This is a genomic window from Streptomyces sp. NPDC037410 (assembly GCF_055602235.1).
This window is the reverse complement of the sequence record NZ_JBVJWR010000010.1, coordinates 196,995-213,508: the sequence shown is the minus strand read 5'-3', so window position 1 is coordinate 213,508 and position 16,514 is coordinate 196,995. Positions and strand designations below refer to the sequence as shown.

General features: G+C 73.9%; 14 protein-coding genes and 6 tRNA genes. 12 read left to right on the top strand and 8 right to left on the bottom strand.

Going from position 1 to position 16,514, the window contains the following annotated elements; all coding sequences use genetic code 11:
* Positions 1-75: 75 nt before the first annotated feature.
* The 5 genes from ACZ7HT_RS19175 to ACZ7HT_RS19155 all read left to right on the top strand — a co-directional run bounded on the left by ACZ7HT_RS19175 (position 76) and on the right by ACZ7HT_RS19155 (position 8,184).
* A complete protein-coding gene (locus ACZ7HT_RS19175; RefSeq protein ID WP_471166957.1) occupies positions 76-711 on the top strand; it encodes a GNAT family N-acetyltransferase in 636 nt (211 codons plus the stop codon).
* 72 nt (positions 712-783) lie between these two features.
* Entirely contained in the window at positions 784-2,028 is a 1,245-nt protein-coding gene (cbiE, locus tag ACZ7HT_RS19170; RefSeq protein ID WP_471166954.1) for a precorrin-6y C5,15-methyltransferase (decarboxylating) subunit CbiE, read from the top strand.
* 306 nt (positions 2,029-2,334) lie between these two features.
* Positions 2,335-5,676, top strand: a complete 3,342-nt coding sequence (gene cobT / locus ACZ7HT_RS19165) for a nicotinate-nucleotide--dimethylbenzimidazole phosphoribosyltransferase (protein ID WP_471166951.1) — start codon at positions 2,335-2,337, stop codon at positions 5,674-5,676.
* A gap of 389 nt (positions 5,677-6,065) precedes the next feature.
* Entirely contained in the window at positions 6,066-7,301 is a 1,236-nt protein-coding gene (gene cobA / locus ACZ7HT_RS19160; protein ID WP_471166948.1) for a uroporphyrinogen-III C-methyltransferase, read from the top strand.
* Positions 7,302-7,365: 64 nt separating this feature from the next.
* Positions 7,366-8,184 (top strand): TrmH family RNA methyltransferase, encoded by an 819-nt coding sequence (locus ACZ7HT_RS19155; RefSeq protein ID WP_471166944.1) that lies wholly within the window; start codon positions 7,366-7,368, stop codon positions 8,182-8,184.
* A 9-nt stretch (positions 8,185-8,193) separates the two neighbouring features.
* Here the strand turns inward: ACZ7HT_RS19155 and ACZ7HT_RS19150 are convergent, their stop codons facing one another.
* Positions 8,194-9,414, bottom strand: coding sequence for a serine/threonine-protein kinase (locus ACZ7HT_RS19150; protein WP_471166940.1), 1,221 nt, complete (start codon positions 9,412-9,414; stop codon positions 8,194-8,196).
* 505 nt (positions 9,415-9,919) lie between these two features.
* Between ACZ7HT_RS19150 and ACZ7HT_RS19145 the strand changes: the two genes are divergently transcribed.
* The 3 genes from ACZ7HT_RS19145 to ACZ7HT_RS19135 all read left to right on the top strand — a co-directional run bounded on the left by ACZ7HT_RS19145 (position 9,920) and on the right by ACZ7HT_RS19135 (position 11,622).
* Positions 9,920-10,087: a hypothetical protein gene (locus ACZ7HT_RS19145; protein ID WP_181924680.1), complete on the top strand. Its 168-nt coding sequence runs from the start codon at positions 9,920-9,922 to the stop codon at positions 10,085-10,087.
* Positions 10,088-10,262: 175 nt separating this feature from the next.
* A complete protein-coding gene (locus ACZ7HT_RS19140) occupies positions 10,263-11,261 on the top strand; it encodes a phosphotransferase family protein (protein ID WP_471166935.1) in 999 nt (332 codons plus the stop codon).
* A 67-nt stretch (positions 11,262-11,328) separates the two neighbouring features.
* Positions 11,329-11,622, top strand: a complete 294-nt coding sequence (locus ACZ7HT_RS19135; RefSeq protein ID WP_123450453.1) for a TFIIB-type zinc ribbon-containing protein — start codon at positions 11,329-11,331, stop codon at positions 11,620-11,622.
* A 53-nt stretch (positions 11,623-11,675) separates the two neighbouring features.
* Here the strand turns inward: ACZ7HT_RS19135 and ACZ7HT_RS19130 are convergent.
* The 6 genes from ACZ7HT_RS19130 to ACZ7HT_RS19105 all read right to left on the bottom strand — a co-directional run bounded on the left by ACZ7HT_RS19130 (position 11,676) and on the right by ACZ7HT_RS19105 (position 12,245).
* Positions 11,676-11,750: transfer RNA gene (locus ACZ7HT_RS19130), tRNA-Val, on the bottom strand.
* A gap of 28 nt (positions 11,751-11,778) precedes the next feature.
* Positions 11,779-11,850: transfer RNA gene (locus ACZ7HT_RS19125), tRNA-Val, on the bottom strand.
* Between the two features lie 27 nt (positions 11,851-11,877).
* Positions 11,878-11,952, bottom strand: a tRNA-Val gene (locus tag ACZ7HT_RS19120).
* Positions 11,953-11,986: 34 nt separating this feature from the next.
* Positions 11,987-12,058, bottom strand: a tRNA-Val gene (locus tag ACZ7HT_RS19115).
* Position 12,059: 1 nt separating this feature from the next.
* A tRNA-Cys gene (locus ACZ7HT_RS19110) sits at positions 12,060-12,133 on the bottom strand.
* A gap of 39 nt (positions 12,134-12,172) precedes the next feature.
* Positions 12,173-12,245 (bottom strand) — tRNA-Gly (locus tag ACZ7HT_RS19105).
* 267 nt (positions 12,246-12,512) lie between these two features.
* On the opposite strand from ACZ7HT_RS19105, the gene ACZ7HT_RS19100 reads away from it, so the two are divergent.
* The 3 genes from ACZ7HT_RS19100 to ACZ7HT_RS19090 are packed head-to-tail and all read left to right on the top strand — an operon-like array spanning position 12,513 to position 15,304.
* Positions 12,513-13,595 carry a chorismate-binding protein gene (locus ACZ7HT_RS19100; protein WP_471166931.1) on the top strand — a complete coding sequence of 361 codons (1,083 nt, stop codon included), beginning with the start codon at positions 12,513-12,515 and terminating at the stop codon, positions 13,593-13,595.
* A complete protein-coding gene (locus tag ACZ7HT_RS19095; protein WP_471166929.1) occupies positions 13,592-14,422 on the top strand; it encodes an aminotransferase class IV in 831 nt (276 codons plus the stop codon). The genes ACZ7HT_RS19100 and ACZ7HT_RS19095 overlap by 4 nt, the downstream gene beginning before the upstream one ends.
* A 42-nt stretch (positions 14,423-14,464) precedes the next feature.
* Complete coding sequence (locus ACZ7HT_RS19090) at positions 14,465-15,304, top strand: GNAT family N-acetyltransferase (protein ID WP_471166926.1); 840 nt, start codon at positions 14,465-14,467, stop codon at positions 15,302-15,304.
* Between the two features lie 43 nt (positions 15,305-15,347).
* Here the strand turns inward: ACZ7HT_RS19090 and ACZ7HT_RS19085 are convergent, their stop codons facing one another.
* Positions 15,348-15,863: a DsbA family protein gene (locus ACZ7HT_RS19085; protein ID WP_471166923.1), complete on the bottom strand. Its 516-nt coding sequence runs from the start codon at positions 15,861-15,863 to the stop codon at positions 15,348-15,350.
* Between the two features lie 148 nt (positions 15,864-16,011).
* On the opposite strand from ACZ7HT_RS19085, the gene ACZ7HT_RS19080 reads away from it, so the two are divergent.
* Complete coding sequence (locus ACZ7HT_RS19080) at positions 16,012-16,425, top strand: hypothetical protein (protein ID WP_471166920.1); 414 nt, start codon at positions 16,012-16,014, stop codon at positions 16,423-16,425.
* The last annotated feature ends 89 nt before the right edge of the window (positions 16,426-16,514 follow it).

Here is a 16,514-nt window from a genome sequence, read left to right as displayed (position 1 = left end):
ATGCGCACCGGCAGTCGCATGCTGCATGCTGTGCGTTCACGGTCGATTCGGACGGTCCACGGCATGGAGCTGCGCATGACTACCACCTTTCCGGACATCTCCATCAACACGGACCGGCTGGTGCTGCGCGCGCTCGAGGAGGCGGACGCCCCCGCCCTCGCCGAGATGATGAACGACGAGATGGTCGCCGCCTGGACGGCCGTGCCCCAGCCCTACACCGAGGCCGCGGCACACCGCTGGATCACCGAGTACGCCCCCACCGAACGCGCCGCGGGACGGGGCCTCGACCTCGCCGTCACCGAGTTCCTGACCCAGCGTCTGGTCGGCATCGTCCAGCTGGCCGACACCGACTGGCGCGTCCGCTCCACCGAGATGTCGTACATCATCGCCCCCTGGGCCCGCGGCGAGGGCTACGCCTCCGAGGCCGCGCTCGCCACCGCCCAGTGGCTCTTCGGCGACCAGAAGTTCGAGCGCCTCGAACTGCGCACCGCCGCCGACAACACCGCCTCCCAGCAGGTCGCCCAGAAGATCGGCTGCATCAGCGAAGGCGTCCTGCGCAACGCCTGCATAGCCCGCACGCGCACCGAGGACGGCAGCTGGACCGAACTGCGCACCGACTTCATCGTCTGGGGCCTCCTCCCCGAGGACCTCGACGGCGTCGCCGACCAGATGGCCGAGGCCGGCTACTCCTCGTACACCGACTGGAGCTGAGCCCCCGGAGAACGATCCCGGGGTACGCTCGGCACGCCCCCGACCTGCGACGACACAGGGAGACAGACGACGATGGCCGACCGCGTCACGGTGATCGGCTGGGACGGCTCGCCCCTCACCGCGGCGGCCAGGGCCGCGCTCTCCGCCGCCACCCTCGTGGCCGGCGCCGCCCACCACCTGGCGCTGCCCGAGGTGCCCCCCGCCGCCGAACGCATCCGCCTCGGCAGCGTCGACCTCGCCGCCCGCCGCATCGCCCTGCACCGCGGCACCGCCGTCGTCCTCGCCGACGGCGACCCCGGCTTCTTCGGCGTCGTCCGCACCCTGCGCGCCCCCGAACACGGCCTGGAGGTCGAGGTCGTCCCCGCCGTCTCCTCCGTCGCCGCCGCCTTCGCACGGGCCGGCATGCCCTGGGAGGACGCCCGGATCGTCGTCGCCCACCAGCGCACCCTGCGCCGCGCCGTCAACGTCTGCCGCGCCCACCCCAAGGTCGCCGTCCTCACCTCACCGGGTGCCGGCCCCGCCGAACTCGCCCTCCTCCTCGAAGGGGTCCACCGCACCTTCGTCGTCTGCGAGGAACTCGGCACCGACCGCGAACAGGTGTCCGTCCTCACCTCCGACAAGGCCGCCGACCACGTCTGGCGCGACCCCAACGTCGTCCTCGTCATCGGCGGCGCGGTCGGCGGCACCCCCACCGCCCCCTGGCTGATGGGCCAGGACCCGGCCGCGCGCACGGTCCGCGGCTGGGGACTTCCCACCGAGGAGTACGACTCCGAGGGCGAAGGCCCGGGAACCGGACAGGCCCACACCGGCGCGGGCACGGACCCCGCCCTCCGGGCCGCCCAACTCGCCCGCCTCGGCCCCCGCACGGGCGACCTCGTCTGGGACATCGGCTGCGCGGGCGGCGCCTTCTCCGTCGAGGCCGCCCGCTTCGGCGCCGCCGTCATCGCCGTGGACACCGACCCGGCCGCCTGCGCCCGCACCGAACGGGCCGCCCGCCGCCACGGGGTCCCCCTCCAGACCGTCCAGGGCCGCGCCCCGCACGTCCTGGAGAGCCTGCCCGAACCCGACGTCGTACGGATCGCGGCCGGCGGCGTCCCCGTCGTCACCGCCTGCACCGACCGGCGCCCGGAACGGATCGTCGCCCACGCCTCCACCCGCGACGAGGCCGAGGCGATCGGAGCCGCCCTCGGCGACGGCGGATACGCCGTCGAGAGCCTCCTCCTGCAGACCGTCGGACTCGATCCGGAGGACTGGTCGGAACGCGAGCGTTCGGTCGTGTTCCTGCTGTCCGGACGCAGGATCGACCGAGCCCCGTGATCCGGCCGCCCCACCGGGGCAGGGTAGGCTGGCCGATTGTTGTACCGCACCGGGACGTTCGGCGGTCTGTTCGTCAATGTCCCGAATGGGTGGCCGCTTTGTGCCACTGATGTGGTACGTGACAAGGGGGGACCGCGCGACGTGGCGCAGTCCACAGCGCACCGTGGCAGATCTCCCTGCCACGATGGCCGAATGCCGCGACAATGTGTGGGTGTCAGTGCGTGCTTCGTGCCGCGCGGCGCGCGCGCTCGTTCTTGTCGACGGGCGCAGGTCTGAAGGAGCACAAGCGATGGGCGAGGGGTACGCATGACGGACACCGGCCAGGTCCCGGGCGAGGGACTGCCGGAGAACGCAGGCATGGTCGAGCAGCCGGGCATCCCCGCTCCGGACGCGTACACCTTCCTGGACCCCTCCGGGCACACCACCGAGGACGAGGACATCCTGCTGATGCCGGGCGCCCAGGGCGCCTGGAGCGAGCACCCGCCGGGCTTCGTGCCCGCGCCGCCGGTCGCCGTACCGGCCCCCGTCCTTCCGCCCCAGGAAGTGCAGGCCGCCGTCCCGGCGCCGCAGGTCCCGATGGGCGACCCGCTCACCGACCCCCTGCCGGACCCGCTCACGGGCCCGCTCCCCGACGGGGTCGCGCTCGCCGACGTCCTGACGGCCCCCCAGGGCCAGACCCCGCCGCAGGGCGTGCCGCTCGGCACCCCGGCGCACGGCGTCCCCGTGGTCACCGACCACGGCTACGAGCCGGGCATCCTCGACACCGGCGCCCACGAGGCGGCCGGCCGTGACACCGGCTCCGTCGACCTCGGTGGCGTCCGCGTGCCCCCGCCCGCCGCCCCGGCCCCGCCGCCGGCCCGCCGCCCGCTGCACATGGGCCCGCCGGTGCCCGACGCCACCGGCGGCGTCGTGCTCTCGCTCGCCGACCGCGGCCCGGCCGCCGCTCCCGCGCCGGCCCCGCAGCCCGCACCGGTCCCCGAGCCGGTCGTGGCCACGGCCCCCGCCCCGATGCCGGTGCGGAACCCGGGCCCGCCGACCACCGGCCCCGAGTACTTCGAGATCGCGCAGGACCAGCAGCTCGCCCCGCAGGGTGCCGAGCCGTGGGTCGCGCAGCCGCAGGCACCCGCAGAAACGGTCGTCCCGCCGACGGCCCAGTTCGTCCAGGTCGAGGGCTCCGTCCCGACGACCCCGCACCTGGCCCCGATCCCGGCGGCCGAGGTGCCCCCGCTCGCCGAGCCCGCGCCGCTCGCGGAGCAGCCCGCCCCGGCCGAGGCGCCCGTGGCTCCGGCGGCTCCCGTGGCTCCGGTGGCGGAGGTCCCGGCCGAGGCCGTGGAGACGGCCCCGGAGGAGGCCCCCGAGCCCCAGGTCGTGGTCCCCGCGCCCCGCGAGGCCGAGCCCGCCGCAGAGGTGATCGCCCCGGCCCAGGAGCCCGAGCCGCAGCCGACCGAGCCCGCCGCCGAGGCCCCGGCCGAGCCCGCGCAGCCCGTGGAGGAGCCCGCCCAGGCCCCGCAGGCCGCCGTGGAGGAGCCCGCCCAGGCCGCCGAGGTCCAGGAAGAGCCCGCTCAGGAGGCCGTGGAGCCCGTCGTGGAGGCCCTCCTGGAGCCCGCCGTCGAGGAGCCGGCAGTGGCCGAGGCCGCGCCGGAGCTCCCGGTGGACGCCCCCGTGGAGGCGCCCGCAGCGGTCGAGGCCGCACCGACCGAGACCCCGGCCGCCGAGCCGACCCCCGAGCCCGAGGCTCAGCCGACCGCCGAAGCGCCGGCAGCCGAAGCACCGGCAGAGGCCCCGGCCGTCGAAGTCACCACCGACGAACAGCCGGAGACACAGCCGCAGGCGGAGACGCAGCCGCAGCCGGAAACGCAGCCGCAGTCGGCGCCGGAGCTGGAGACGGAGACGGAGACGGAGACGCGCCCCGACACCCCCCCGGCCCCCGGCTACGACGACGCCGAGCGCGAGGCCGTCCTCCGTGTGATGCGCGAGCGCCGCGACATCCGCAACGGCTTCCGCAGCGACCCGATCCCGCACGAGGTACTCCTCCGAGTCCTCGAAGCGGCGCACACCGCACCCAGCGTCGGGCACTCGCAGCCCTGGGACTTCGTCGTCATCCGTTCCGCCGAGACGCGGCAGACGATGCACGAGCTGGCGCAGCGTCAGCGCGAGGCGTACGCCAAGTCGCTGCCGAAGGCGCGGGCGAAGCAGTTCAAGGAACTGAAGATCGAGGCGATCCTCGACACCCCGGTGAACATCGTGGTGACCGCCGACCCCACCCGGGGCGGCCGCCACACGCTCGGCCGCTACACGCAGCCGCAGATGGCCCCGTACTCCTCGGCGCTCGCCGTGGAGAACCTCTGGCTCGCGGCCCGCGCCGAGGGCCTCGGTGTCGGCTGGGTCAGCTTCTTCGACGAGCGCGAGATGGTCCGTTCGCTGGGCCTTCCCGAGCACCTGGAAGTGGTCGCGTACCTCTGCGTGGGCTACGTCGACGAGTTCCCGGAGGAGCCCGAGCTGATGCAGGCGGGCTGGTCCAAGCGCCGTCCGCTGGCGTGGGTCGTCCACGAGGAGACGTACGGCCGCCGCGCCCTGCCGGGCGAGGAGCCGCACGACCTCCTCCAGGAGACCGTGGCGAACATCCGCCCGCTGGACGCGAAGGCGCTCGGCGAGGCGTGGGAACGCCAGAAGCGCATGACGAAGCCCGCCGGCGCGCTGGGCATGCTGGAGATCATCTCCGCGCAGCTCTCGGGCCTGTCCCGCGTCTGCCCGCCCCCGATCCCGGAGCCGGCCGCGGTCGCGATCTTCGCGGGAGACCACGGTGTCCACGCCCAGGGCGTGACCCCGTGGCCGCAGGAGGTCACGGGCCAGATGGTGGCCAACTTCCTGGGCGGGGGAGCGGTCTGCAACGCCTTCGCGAACCAGGTCGGGGCGGAGGTCTGCGTCATCGACGTGGGCGTCAAGTCGGAACTCCCGGCGACGCCCGGTCTCCTGCCCCGCAAGGTCCGCCCCGGCACGGGCGACTTCACCACGGGCCTCGCGATGACCCGCGAAGAGGTACTGGCCGCGATCGAGGTGGGCATCGAAACGGCCCGAGACCTCGTGGCGGCGGGCAACAAGGCCCTGCTCACAGGCGAGATGGGCATCGCCAACACGACCGCCTCGGCCGCCCTGATCTCGGTCTACACGGGCGTGGACGCCGCCGAGGTCACGGGCCGGGGCACGGGCATCAACGACGAGACGCACGCCCGCAAGGTGGACGTGGTCCGTCGCGCCCTGGACCTGCACAAGCCGGACCCGGCGGACCCGATCGGCGTCCTGGCGGCGGTCGGCGGCCTGGAGCACGCGGCCCTCGTGGGCCTGATCCTGGGCGCGGCCTCGCTCCGTACCCCGGTCATCCTGGACGGCGTCTCCACGGGCGCGGCGGCCCTCGTCGCCCGCGCCATCGCCCCCGAGTCCCTCGCGGCGTGCATCGCGGGCCACCGCAGCGCCGAGCCCGGCCACGTGGCGGCCCTGAACAAGCTGGGCCTGCGCCCGCTGGTCGACCTGGACCTGCGCCTCGGCGAAGGAACGGGCGCGCTCCTGGCCCTCCCGCTGGTCCAGAGCGCGGCCCGAGCGATGCACGAGGTGGCCACGTTCGACTCGGCGGGAGTCACCGAGAAGTAGCACCGCGGCGCGTCCCCCCGCCCACTCACGGGAGTGGGGGACGCGCAGGAACCGGGTTCGGGACGTAAAGCGTGATTTGTGGCGCGTGAGAAACGCCCAGGCATCTGATGGCCCCGCAGGCGCCGTAAATCATGCAGTCCCGAACCCGGTTCCGGAGCGTCCCCCACGCACCTACCCACCGGCCGGAAGCGTCCCCCCGCACCCACCCACCCACCCACCGGCCGGAAGCATCCCCCGCACCCACCCACCCACCCACCCACCGGCCGGGGCGGGACATCCATCACACCCAGCAACCCCCACGTCACCGCTATCGTGACCGTGCAGAGCCGCTCCACCGCAGCAGCGGCACCCTCGCCCGCACCGCACGCTCTCCGAGGAGCCGCTCACCCATGGCAGCAGAGAACACCGAGCACCCCGCCTACCCCGTAGGGCTGCGCCTCGCCGGCCGCCGCGTCGTCGTCCTCGGCGGCGGCCAGGTGGCCCAGCGCCGACTCCCGGCCCTGATCGCCGCGGGCGCGCAGATCACCCTGATCTCCCCGTCCGCGACCCCGTCCGTGGACGCGATGGCGGAGACGGGCGAGATCACCTGGATCAAGCGCAGGTACGAGGAGGGCGACCTGGCGGACGCCTGGTACGCCCTGGTGGCGACCACGGACGCGACCGCCAACGCGGCGGCCTCGGCCGAGGCGGAGCGCACCAGGACCTGGTGCGTACGAGCGGACGACGCGGAGGCGGCGACCGCCTGGACCCCGGCGACGGGCCGGGGCGAAGGCGTCACGGTGGCCGTGCTGACGGGCCACGACCCCCGCCGCTCGGCGGCCGTACGGGACGTGATCCTGGAAGGTCTGAGGGACGGTTCGATCGCCGCACCGACGCACCGCGCCCGCACCCCCTTCGTGGCCCTGGTCGGCGGCGGCCCCGGCGACCCGGACCTGATCACGGTCCGCGGCCGCCGGCTGCTCGCGGAGGCGGACGTGGTGATCGCGGACCGGCTCGGCCCGCGCGACCTCCTGGACGAACTGCCGCCGCACGTCGAGGTGATCGACGCGGCGAAGATCCCGTACGGCCGCTTCATGGCCCAGGAGGCCATCAACAACGCGCTCATCGAGCACGCGAAGCAGGGCAAGTCGGTGGTCCGCCTCAAGGGCGGAGACCCCTTCGTCTTCGGCCGCGGCATGGAGGAGGCCCAGGCCCTGGCGGCCGAGGGCATCGCCTGCACGGTGGTCCCGGGCATCTCCAGCTCGATCTCGGTCCCGGGGGCGGCCGGCATCCCGGTGACGCACCGAGGGGTGGCTCACGAGTTCACCGTCGTGAGCGGCCACGTGGCCCCCGACGACCCGCGCTCGCTGGTCGACTGGGCGTCGCTGGCGAAGCTCACCGGCACGCTGGTCATCCTCATGGGCGTGGACAAGATCGGCAAGATCGCCGAAGCGCTGATCGCCCACGGCAAGTCCCCCGACACCCCCCTCGCCCTGATCCAGGAGGGCACCACCGCGACCCAGCGCCGCGTGGACGCCACCCTCGCCACCGTCGCCGACGTCGTAGCGGCGGAGGAGGTGCGTCCGCCGGCGGTCATCGTCATCGGCCCGGTGGTCGCCGAGGGGCCGGACAAGCTCACGAAGTAACCCGGGGTAACGGAACCCCGTCGCACACATTGGCACCACACCCCGGACAAGGCAGTATCACCTCGTGGCCGAACTCATCACGATCGACGATCCCGACGACCCGCGCCTGCGCGACTACACCGGCCTGACCGACGTCGAGCTGCGCCGCAGGCGCGAGCCGGCCGAGGGCCTGTTCATCGCGGAGGGCGAGAAGGTCATCCGCCGGGCCAGGCAGGCCGGGTACGAGATGCGGTCGATGCTGCTCTCCGCCAAGTGGGTGGACGTCATGCGGGACGTCATCGACGAGGTCCCGGCGCCGGTGTACGCGATCCAGCCGGAGCTTGCCGAGCGCGTGACCGGCTATCACGTGCACCGGGGCGCGCTGGCCTCGATGCAGCGCAAGCCGCTGCCGGAGGCCGGCGACCTCCTCGCCGGCGCCCGCCGTGTGGTGATCATGGAGTCGGTCAACGACCACACGAACATCGGCGCCATCTTCCGCAGCGCCGCCGCGCTCGGCATGGACGCGGTCCTGCTGTCCCCGGACTGCGCGGACCCGCTGTACCGGCGCTCGGTGAAGGTCTCGATGGGCGCGGTGTTCTCCGTCCCGTACGCCCGTCTGGAGAGCTGGCCCCGGGGCCTGGAGACGGTACGGGAGGCGGGCTTCAAGCTCCTCGCGCTCACCCCGGCGGAGAAGGCGACCTCGATCGACGAGGCCGCCCCGCACCGCCTGGACCGCGTGGCGCTGATGCTCGGGGCGGAGGGCGACGGCCTGTCCACGCAGGCCCTGCGTGCCGCCGACGAGTGGGTCCGCATCCCGATGGCCCACGGCGTGGACTCGCTGAACGTGGGCGCGGCGGCGGCCGTCGCGTTCTACGCGGTGGCGACGGGCCGCCCGGAGGCCTGACCCTCGGCCTCAGCTCTGCAGGGCCTGCGCGGCGGCGATCCCCAGGGCCACGACGAGCGTCACGACCACGAAGACGAAGAGCCGCTGGCGCAGCAGACGGGGGTTGGCGGGCCGGCGCCCGGTCGAGGTGGAACGGGCGCCGGGCCGCGTACCGGAACGGGACTGGGGCCCGCGCGAACCACCGGTCCGGGGACCGGCCGAGGGCCGCGCCGCGGCCCCGGTCCCACGCTGCCCCCGATCGGCACCGCGCTCACGCTCCGCACCCCGCTCACGCTCCGCACCGCGCTCTCCGCCCCGCTCGGGGCCACGACCGGGCACGTCCCGCTCGGTGTACCGCTCGGTGGGCCGGACGGTGCTCCGCTCCTCGGCGCGCTCGCGCTGCACCGGCGGCCGGGAGACGGGCAGTCCCTGGGCCTCGCGCGCCGCGATCTCCTTGAGCCGCATCGACAGCTGGAGCGTGCTGGGCCGGTCCTCGGGGTCCTTCGCGAGGCAGGCCCGGATCAGCGGCGCCAGAGCGTCCGGCACCCCGTGCAGCTGGGGCTCCTCGTGCACGACCCGGTAGAGCATGACCTCGGAACTGCCGTGCCCGAAGGGGGAGTCGGCCATCGACGCGTACGCGAGGGTGGCACCGAGCGAGAAGACGTCGGTGGCGGGGGTGACGGCCGCGCCGCGCACCTGCTCGGGCGCGAGGAAGCCGGGCGATCCGACGGCGGTGCCGACATGGGTCAGGGTGCTGGCCCCGGTGGCCCAGGCGATCCCGAAGTCGATGATCCGAGGCCCCTTGGGCGACAGCAGGATGTTCGACGGCTTGAGGTCGCGGTGCACGACCCCGGCCTCGTGGACGGCGACGAGGCCCTCCGAGAGCGCCGCCCCGATCGAGGCCACGTCGGCGGCGCGCAGTCCGCCCTCCTCGGCGACCCGGTCGTGCAGCGAGGGGCCGGGCACGTACTGGGTGGCGAACCAGGGGCGGTCGGCCTCCAGATCGGCGGCGACGAGACGGGCCGTGCAGCCGCCGCGGATGCGCCGGGCCGCCGACACCTCGCGGGCGAACCGCGAGCGGAACTCCTGGTCCTCGGCGAGGTCGGGCCGGATCACCTTCAGCGCCACCCGCTGGCCGCGCCGGTCGGACCCCAGGTACACGACGCCCATCCCGCCGGCCCCCAGCCTGCGGTGGAGCCGGAACGACCCGACGATCCGCGGATCCTCGCGCCGGAGCCGCATCATCGCCATGTCCGTCCCCTCGTCCGTTCGACGTGGCACAGCTTACGTAGTGGCGCCCGCAGGCGCTCATAGGCCGCGCCCTCGCACCGGGATCGATTGTCAGTGCTGAGGGGGACACCGGGGGACCGGCGGCAACGGAGCCGGGCGCCAACCCCCCGTCGGGAAAACCCACTTGACGTGCGGACGCGAGCAGAGCAGCACGCCCCGGAGGGCGCCTCCGGGCCCCTCCGGACCCGGCCGGAGCGGAGGGCCGCGCACCCGGCACCCGGGGAAGTGACCGATGTCACTCTTGCGCACCGTCCCCTCCGGGAAGACCCCGGGTTCCGGACCCCCGTCTCCACCCAGGGGAGTACGCCGCACGGGCGGGCGTCATCCTCCGGGAGGCCCGGAAGTCGGTACGCGGGCATGACGTCCCGGAGCTTGCGGCTCCCTAGTGTTGAGGTCAAGCGGCGGGTGCAGCACTCGTCCCCCGAGGTCACGCACCCGCCGCGCCAGACACGACAGGAGAGGAACCATGGCCTACACGGCACCGCGGACGACCGCCCGGCCCTCCGGCCGCCGTCACCCCCTGGTGGCCACGGCCATGGTCCTCCCTCTCGCGGCCCTGCTCGTGGTCGTCTTCGGCGGCTGGGAAGCGGTGGTCACACAGGCGTCGTCCGTGGGCGTGATGCTGGGGCGCTGAGAGGCGCCCCGGACCCGGGAGAGCGGCCCGGGTCGGGACATCCGGCCATCAGCCCCGTGGGGACGGGGGTGCGGCGGACGGCAGCGTGGGGCCGGTCAGCTGGGGAGCTGACCGGCCCTCGCGCGTTCCCGGAAGGACGGCCGGCGGGGGAGCGCCCACCCCGTACGCTCCACGAGTGGCCGCAACACCGATACCCCCGACACCCTCCGCGCCCTCCACACCCTTCGCGCCCTCCGCACCCCCACTCCACCCCCTCGCCGCCCTGGCCCGCACCGCCGCGCATCCGGCGGGTGAGCCCTGCGGCTGCGCGGGCGCCGTCGTCGGCGTGCTGGCCGACCGGGACGACGGGACCGTCGTACGGCACGGGGATCTCGTCGCCAAGGCGCACGCGCCCGGGACCGACCCCGAGGCCCATCGCGTACGGCTCGCGCTGGCCGGCCACCAGGACGTCGCAGGCGTCTTCCTGCCGCCCCTGCCCGTACCCCTGCCGCGGCCCGGCACCGACGCGCTGGACGGGCGCCCGGTCACGGTCTGGCCGTACGGGCCGCCCGTCGACCCGGAGGACCCCGACGCCGCACCGTGGGAGGAGGCGGCGCGGCTCCTCGCCCTGCTGCACCGCACCCCGCCCCCGCCCGGCCGCGCCGAACGGCTCCCGGACATGAGGGCCCCCGTGAAGGTGGCCCTCGCCGTGGAGCGGATGCGCCGCACGGTCCCGCAGCACCCGGCCGCCGCCACCGTCCTGGACGCCTGGCGGACGGTCGCCGACGCCCCCGCGACGGCGCACCGACTCCTGTGCCACGGCGACTTCCACCTGGGCCAGCTGGTCCGAGCCCCCCGCCCCGGCACCGGGGAAGCGCCCTGGCGGCTGATCGACATCGACGACCTCGGCCTGGGTGACCCCGCCTGGGACCTGTCCCGGCCCGCCGCCTGGTTCGCCGCCGGCATCCTGCCGCCGGAGATCTGGACGCGGTTCCTCGGCGCGTACCAGGAGGCGGGCGGCCCGGCCGTGGACGGCGATCCGTGGGCCCGACTCGACGTGCCCGCACGGGCGCTGACGGTCCAGACCGCCGCGCTGGCCCTCGCCAAGTCCACGGCCGAGTGCCGGCCGCTCGACGAGGTCGAGGAAGTGATGATCGACACCTGCGCCCGCATCGCCGGGCATCGAACCGGGTAGGCCCTTTCGGCGTCCACGTAGGGTGAAGCCACCATTCGAACGGCAATGTCAGGGAGTTGAGCCGAGCATGCAGTGTCCCAAGTGCCATGCGGCCATGCACACGTACAACCGCAACGGCGTCCAGATCGAGCAGTGCAGCGGTTGCCGGGGCATATTCCTGGACTACGGCGAGCTGGAGGCCCTGACCCGCCTGGAGTCCCAGTGGGTCCAGCAGGCCCCGCCCGCCCCGCCGGCCTACCCGGCGCAGGGCGCGCCCGCCGCGCCGGCCTGGGGTGCCCCGCACCACGGCGGCCACCACGGTGGTCACCACGGCGGCCACTACCGCAAGGGCGGCTTCGGGCGGATGCTCTTCTCCTCCTGACCGGGGAACGGAGAAGCCCCCGGCCGCGAGCTGCGGCCGGGGGCTTCTCCGTGTGGTGCGCGATACTGGGATTGAACCAGTGACCTCTTCCGTGTCAGGGAAGCGCTCTCCCGCTGAGCTAATCGCGCGGGTACACCCGAGGGTGCCTGTACTGCGTGCGCGATACTGGGATTGAACCAGTGACCTCTTCCGTGTCAGGGAAGCGCTCTCCCGCTGAGCTAATCGCGCGGGCGCACCCGAGGGGTGCGTGAAGTGTGGTGCGCGATACTGGGATTGAACCAGTGACCTCTTCCGTGTCAGGGAAGCGCTCTCCCGCTGAGCTAATCGCGCGGGGGATCCGTGGATCCAGGATCCGAAGATCCAGTGGACGATACTGGGATTGAACCAGTGACCTCTTCCGTGTCAGGGAAGCGCTCTCCCGCTGAGCTAATCGTCCTTGGAGGTGGAGACGGGATTTGAACCCGTGTAGACGGCTTTGCAGGCCGTTGCCTCGCCTCTCGGCCACTCCACCAGGAGTGAATACGGGGGTTCGGGAAGATCCCCCACATCGAGCGGACGACGAGATTCGAACTCGCGACCCTCACCTTGGCAAGGTGATGCTCTACCAACTGAGCCACGTCCGCTTGTCGTTTCCGTTCCGCTTGCGCGTCCCGGCGACGTGTTGAACTCTAGCGGATTCCTGGGCCAGTACAAAAACGCGTTTCCGCAGCGTGCTGACCTGCGGGCCCTTCGCCGCGCCCGGCCGGGCCTCCCGGAGGGTTCGAACGCTGTTCACCCACCGTGCCCCCGGGACGACAGGAAGCCCCCGCCCACGCTCCACCCCTGCGCCGCCCACGCCCCCCTCGCACGCGACCGCCATGGTCCCCCTCCGCCCGACCTAGACTCGATGCGTGCACGACCTTGCTCCTCTGGCCCGCTTCGGCGGCCTCGTCGCGACCGACCTCCGGGACGTCACCCACGATCCCGAGGCACTCGACTCCGCAGGCTTCTGGGCCGTCTGCGCGGACTTCGAAGGGCGCCTCACCTGCGCGCGCTTCGGGGACGTCCGGCCCGATCCGGTCCCCGCGCCCGTCCCGGGCGCCTGGCGCGGTCCCTCCGCCGGTGACTGGACGTCCTCGCTCGACCGCGCCGCGTACACCGCGGGCGTACGGCGGGTGCGCGAGCACATCGCGCGCGGCGAGGTCTACCAGGCGAACCTCTGCCGGGTGCTGACCGCGCCGCTGCCCGACCCGGCCGGCGCCGACGTCGACGCCCTCACCGCGCTGCTCGCCCGGGGCAACCCCGCCCCCTACGCCGGAACGATTCGCCTGCCCGCCCACGGCGTGGAGATCGCCACCGCGTCCCCCGAGCTGTACCTGCGCAGGGAAGGGGCCCTGATCTCCTCCGGCCCCATCAAGGGCACCGGCCGCACCGCCGCCGACCTCCTGCCCAAGGACCACGCGGAGAACGTGATGATCGTCGACCTGGTCCGCAACGACCTGGGCCGCGTCAGCGAGACCGGCAGCGTCGCCGTCCCCGAACTCTGCGCGATCGAGGAGCACCCCGGGCTCGTCCACCTGGTGTCCACGGTCACCGGCCTCCTCCGCGAGGACGCCGGCTGGCCCGAGCTGCTCGCCGCCACCTTCCCGCCCGGCTCCGTCACCGGCGCGCCCAAGTCCAGCGCGCTGCGGATCATCGAGGCGCTCGAGACCGCGCCCCGGGGGCCGTACTGCGGAGGCATCGGCTGGGTCGACGCCGACGCGGGCACCGGCGAGCTGGCCGTGGGCATCCGCACCTTCTGGATCGACCGCCCCGAGGGTGTGCTCCGCTTCGGCACGGGTGCCGGGATCACCTGGGGTTCCGACCCGGAGCGCGAGTGGGAGGAGACCGAGCTGAAGGCGGCCCGGCTCGTCGCGATAGCGTCGGGCGCCTACGCGTCAGGCGCCCCGGGCGCGGACGTCTCCGAGGCGAGCGGAAGGGCCACTTCTCGATGAAACTCTGGGTCAACGGCGGACTGCACGACGCGGAGACCGCCCGGGTCTCCGTTTTGGACCACGGACTGACCGTCGGCGACGGCATCTTCGAGACGGTCAAGGCGGACCGCGGCGAAACGTTTGCTCTCACCCTCCACCTGGAGCGCCTCACCCGCTCGGCCCGCGGTCTCGGCCTGCCCGACCCCGACCTCGACGAGGTCCGCCGCGCCTGCGCGGCCGTCCTTGAGGCCAACCCGATGGAGCTCGGCCGGCTCCGCATCACGTACACCGGCGGTCTCTCCCCGCTCGGCTCGGAGCGCGGCGACGCGGGGACGAGCCTGGTCGTCGCCCTCGGCGAGACCGGCCGCCGCCCCGACTCCACCGCCGTGATCACCGTCCCCTGGACCCGCAACGAGCGCGGCGCGCTCACCGGTCTCAAGACCACCTCGTACGCCGAGAACGTCGTCGCCCTCGCCAGGGCGCGCGAGGAGGGCGCCTCCGAGGCGCTCTTCGCCAACACCGTGGGGCGGCTCTGCGAGGGCACCGGCTCCAACGTCTTCGTCGTGGTCGACGGCCGGATCCTCACCCCGCCGGTCTCCTCCGGCTGCCTCGCGGGCATCACCCGGGCCCTCGCCGTGGAGTGGACCGGCGCCGAGGAGACCGACCTGCCGTTCGAGGTCCTGGAGAGCGCCGACGAGATCTTCCTGACGTCGACCCTGCGCGACGTCCAGGCCGTGCACCGGGTCGACGGACGCGAGCGCGCGGGCGCGCCCGGCCCCGTCACCGCCAAGGCGATGCGGATCTTCGGGGAGCGGGCGGCGGGGGACCGGGATCCCCGGCTCGCGTAAATCCGGATGACGGGTGGTGCCCGGATGGGTAGAACACCCGTGATGACCACCACCCTGCGGCCGACCGAGCCGCTTCAGCAGTCCGCCGACGGCGGCCGTTCCCGCACCTTCGACATCTGCGTGAACAGCCGCCGGGTCGGCTCCGTCCACCTCGCCACCGATCAGGCCTTCGGCCAGGCCTCCGGCCTGATCGACCGCCTCCTGGTCGACGAGCCCGACCGGGGGCGCGGGCGGGGCACGGTGGCGGCGCTCGCCTCGGAGGAGGTGCTGCGCGGCTGGGGCTGCGGCGAGGTGCAGGTCTCGGTGCCGGCGGAGGCGGAGGCCGCGCTGCGGATGGCCCGCTCGCTCGGGTACACCGAGCGCAGCCGGAACATGCTCAAGGAGCTTCCGGCCGAGCCGCCGCGGCTCCCGGAGGGCTTCGAGCACCGGCCGGCGAGCCAGGAGGAGTTCGACGCGTGGTCGGCGAAGGCCCGGGCCGCCTTCGCGCAGAGCTGGATCGACCGGGGTGTCCCGGAGGAGCAGGCGCTCGCCAAGGCCGAGGGCAGCAGCCGCCGCTTCCTCCCGCAGGGCCTCGCGACCCCCGGCGTCGCCATCAGCGTCGGCGTGCGCGACGGGCAGGTCGTCGGCTATCTCTGGGTGGGCCGCCTGGAGCGCGAGCCCGGGAAGGCGACGGGCTTCGTCTTCGAGGTCGAGGTCGTCGAGGGGGAGCGCGGCAAGGGCTACGGCCGGGCCCTGATGCTGCTCGCCGAGCAGCACGCCCTGGAGGCCGGGGAGCGCCTCATCGAACTGCACGTGTTCGCGGGCAACACCCCGGCGATCCGGCTCTACGAGTCGCTCGGCTACCGCACGATCCTCGTGAACAGCGCCAAGCCGCTGCTCTGACCAGGCACAGGCCAGGCCCCGGCCATGATCCGCCGGACCGGGCCTAGGCCCCCAGGAGGCGGTCGGCGATCGTCCCGATCCGCTCCCGCAGGCCCTCCTGGCTCTGGCCGCCGTCCAGGCGCTCGCCGCCGATGACGTAGGTCGGGGTGCCGGTGACCTTGATCGCCTTGCCCTCGGCCTCGTCGGCGTCCACCGTCAGGAGGTGCCGTCCGTCGATCAGGGCGGTGTCGAACTCCTCGGCGTCCAGGCCCAGTTCGGCGGCCACCTCCAGGAGGACCGGCTCGCCCCGCTGGGCGAGCTCGGCGGTCCTGGCGAGCAGCGCCTCCGTGTACGGCCAGCCCTTGCCCTGCTCGAAGGCCTCCTCGGCGGCCTGCGCGGCCGCGTACGCGTGCTTGTGCTTGGCCAGCGGGAAGTGGCGCAGCTGTACGTCGAGCCGGTCGCCGTACGTCTCGCGCAGCGCGTGGACGTCGTCGAGGGCCTGGAAGCAGTCGGGGCACTGGAGGTCGAACCACGCCTCCAGGACGACGGGTGAGGCGGGTGCGGTGGTGGACTCGTTCATGGCAGCAGTCTCCCTCACTGCTCCCTGGGAAGGAGATCCCGGCCGGGGGACCCGGAGATCTCCCTGAGACCGGGCTCGGGGCATGGCCCCGGGCGGTCCCGGCGGTGCAGGATGGAAGGGACGTATCGCCCGGCACCTGGAGGATCGCATGCTCGCCGAGACCATCTGTTCCGCGGTGTCCGCGGCGGGCCTGGGCATCGCCGCGATTTCGGCGTACCGGAAGAAGTTCCTGTCCGCCGCCCGCATCGCGGCCTACTCCCTGGTGCCGCTCGGTCTGGTGATGACGGGCGCGGTCGACTGGCTCGTCGACACGGCCTTCAGCCCGGTGGCCTGGGCCGGCTTCGGCGTGCTCGGGCTCGCCTGGCTGCTCTTCCTGTCCACCCGGGCCGTGGAGCGGCGCCGGGCCGGGCGTGAGGTGACCGCCGGGGGAGCCGAGCAGAGAGCCGTGGCCCCGGCCGCGTCGGCGCCCTCGCGCGCCGTGACGTCGAAGCCGAAGGCCGCCCAGCCCGCCGGTGAGGACTTCAGCGACATCGAGGCGATTCTGAAGAAGCACGGAATCTGATCACTTCTGGCGATTCCGGTGTCCGTCCCCGTTCCGTGATCCACGGGAAGGGGTGAACGGCCCCCGCGGTGGGGCGTGTTGCGGGATTC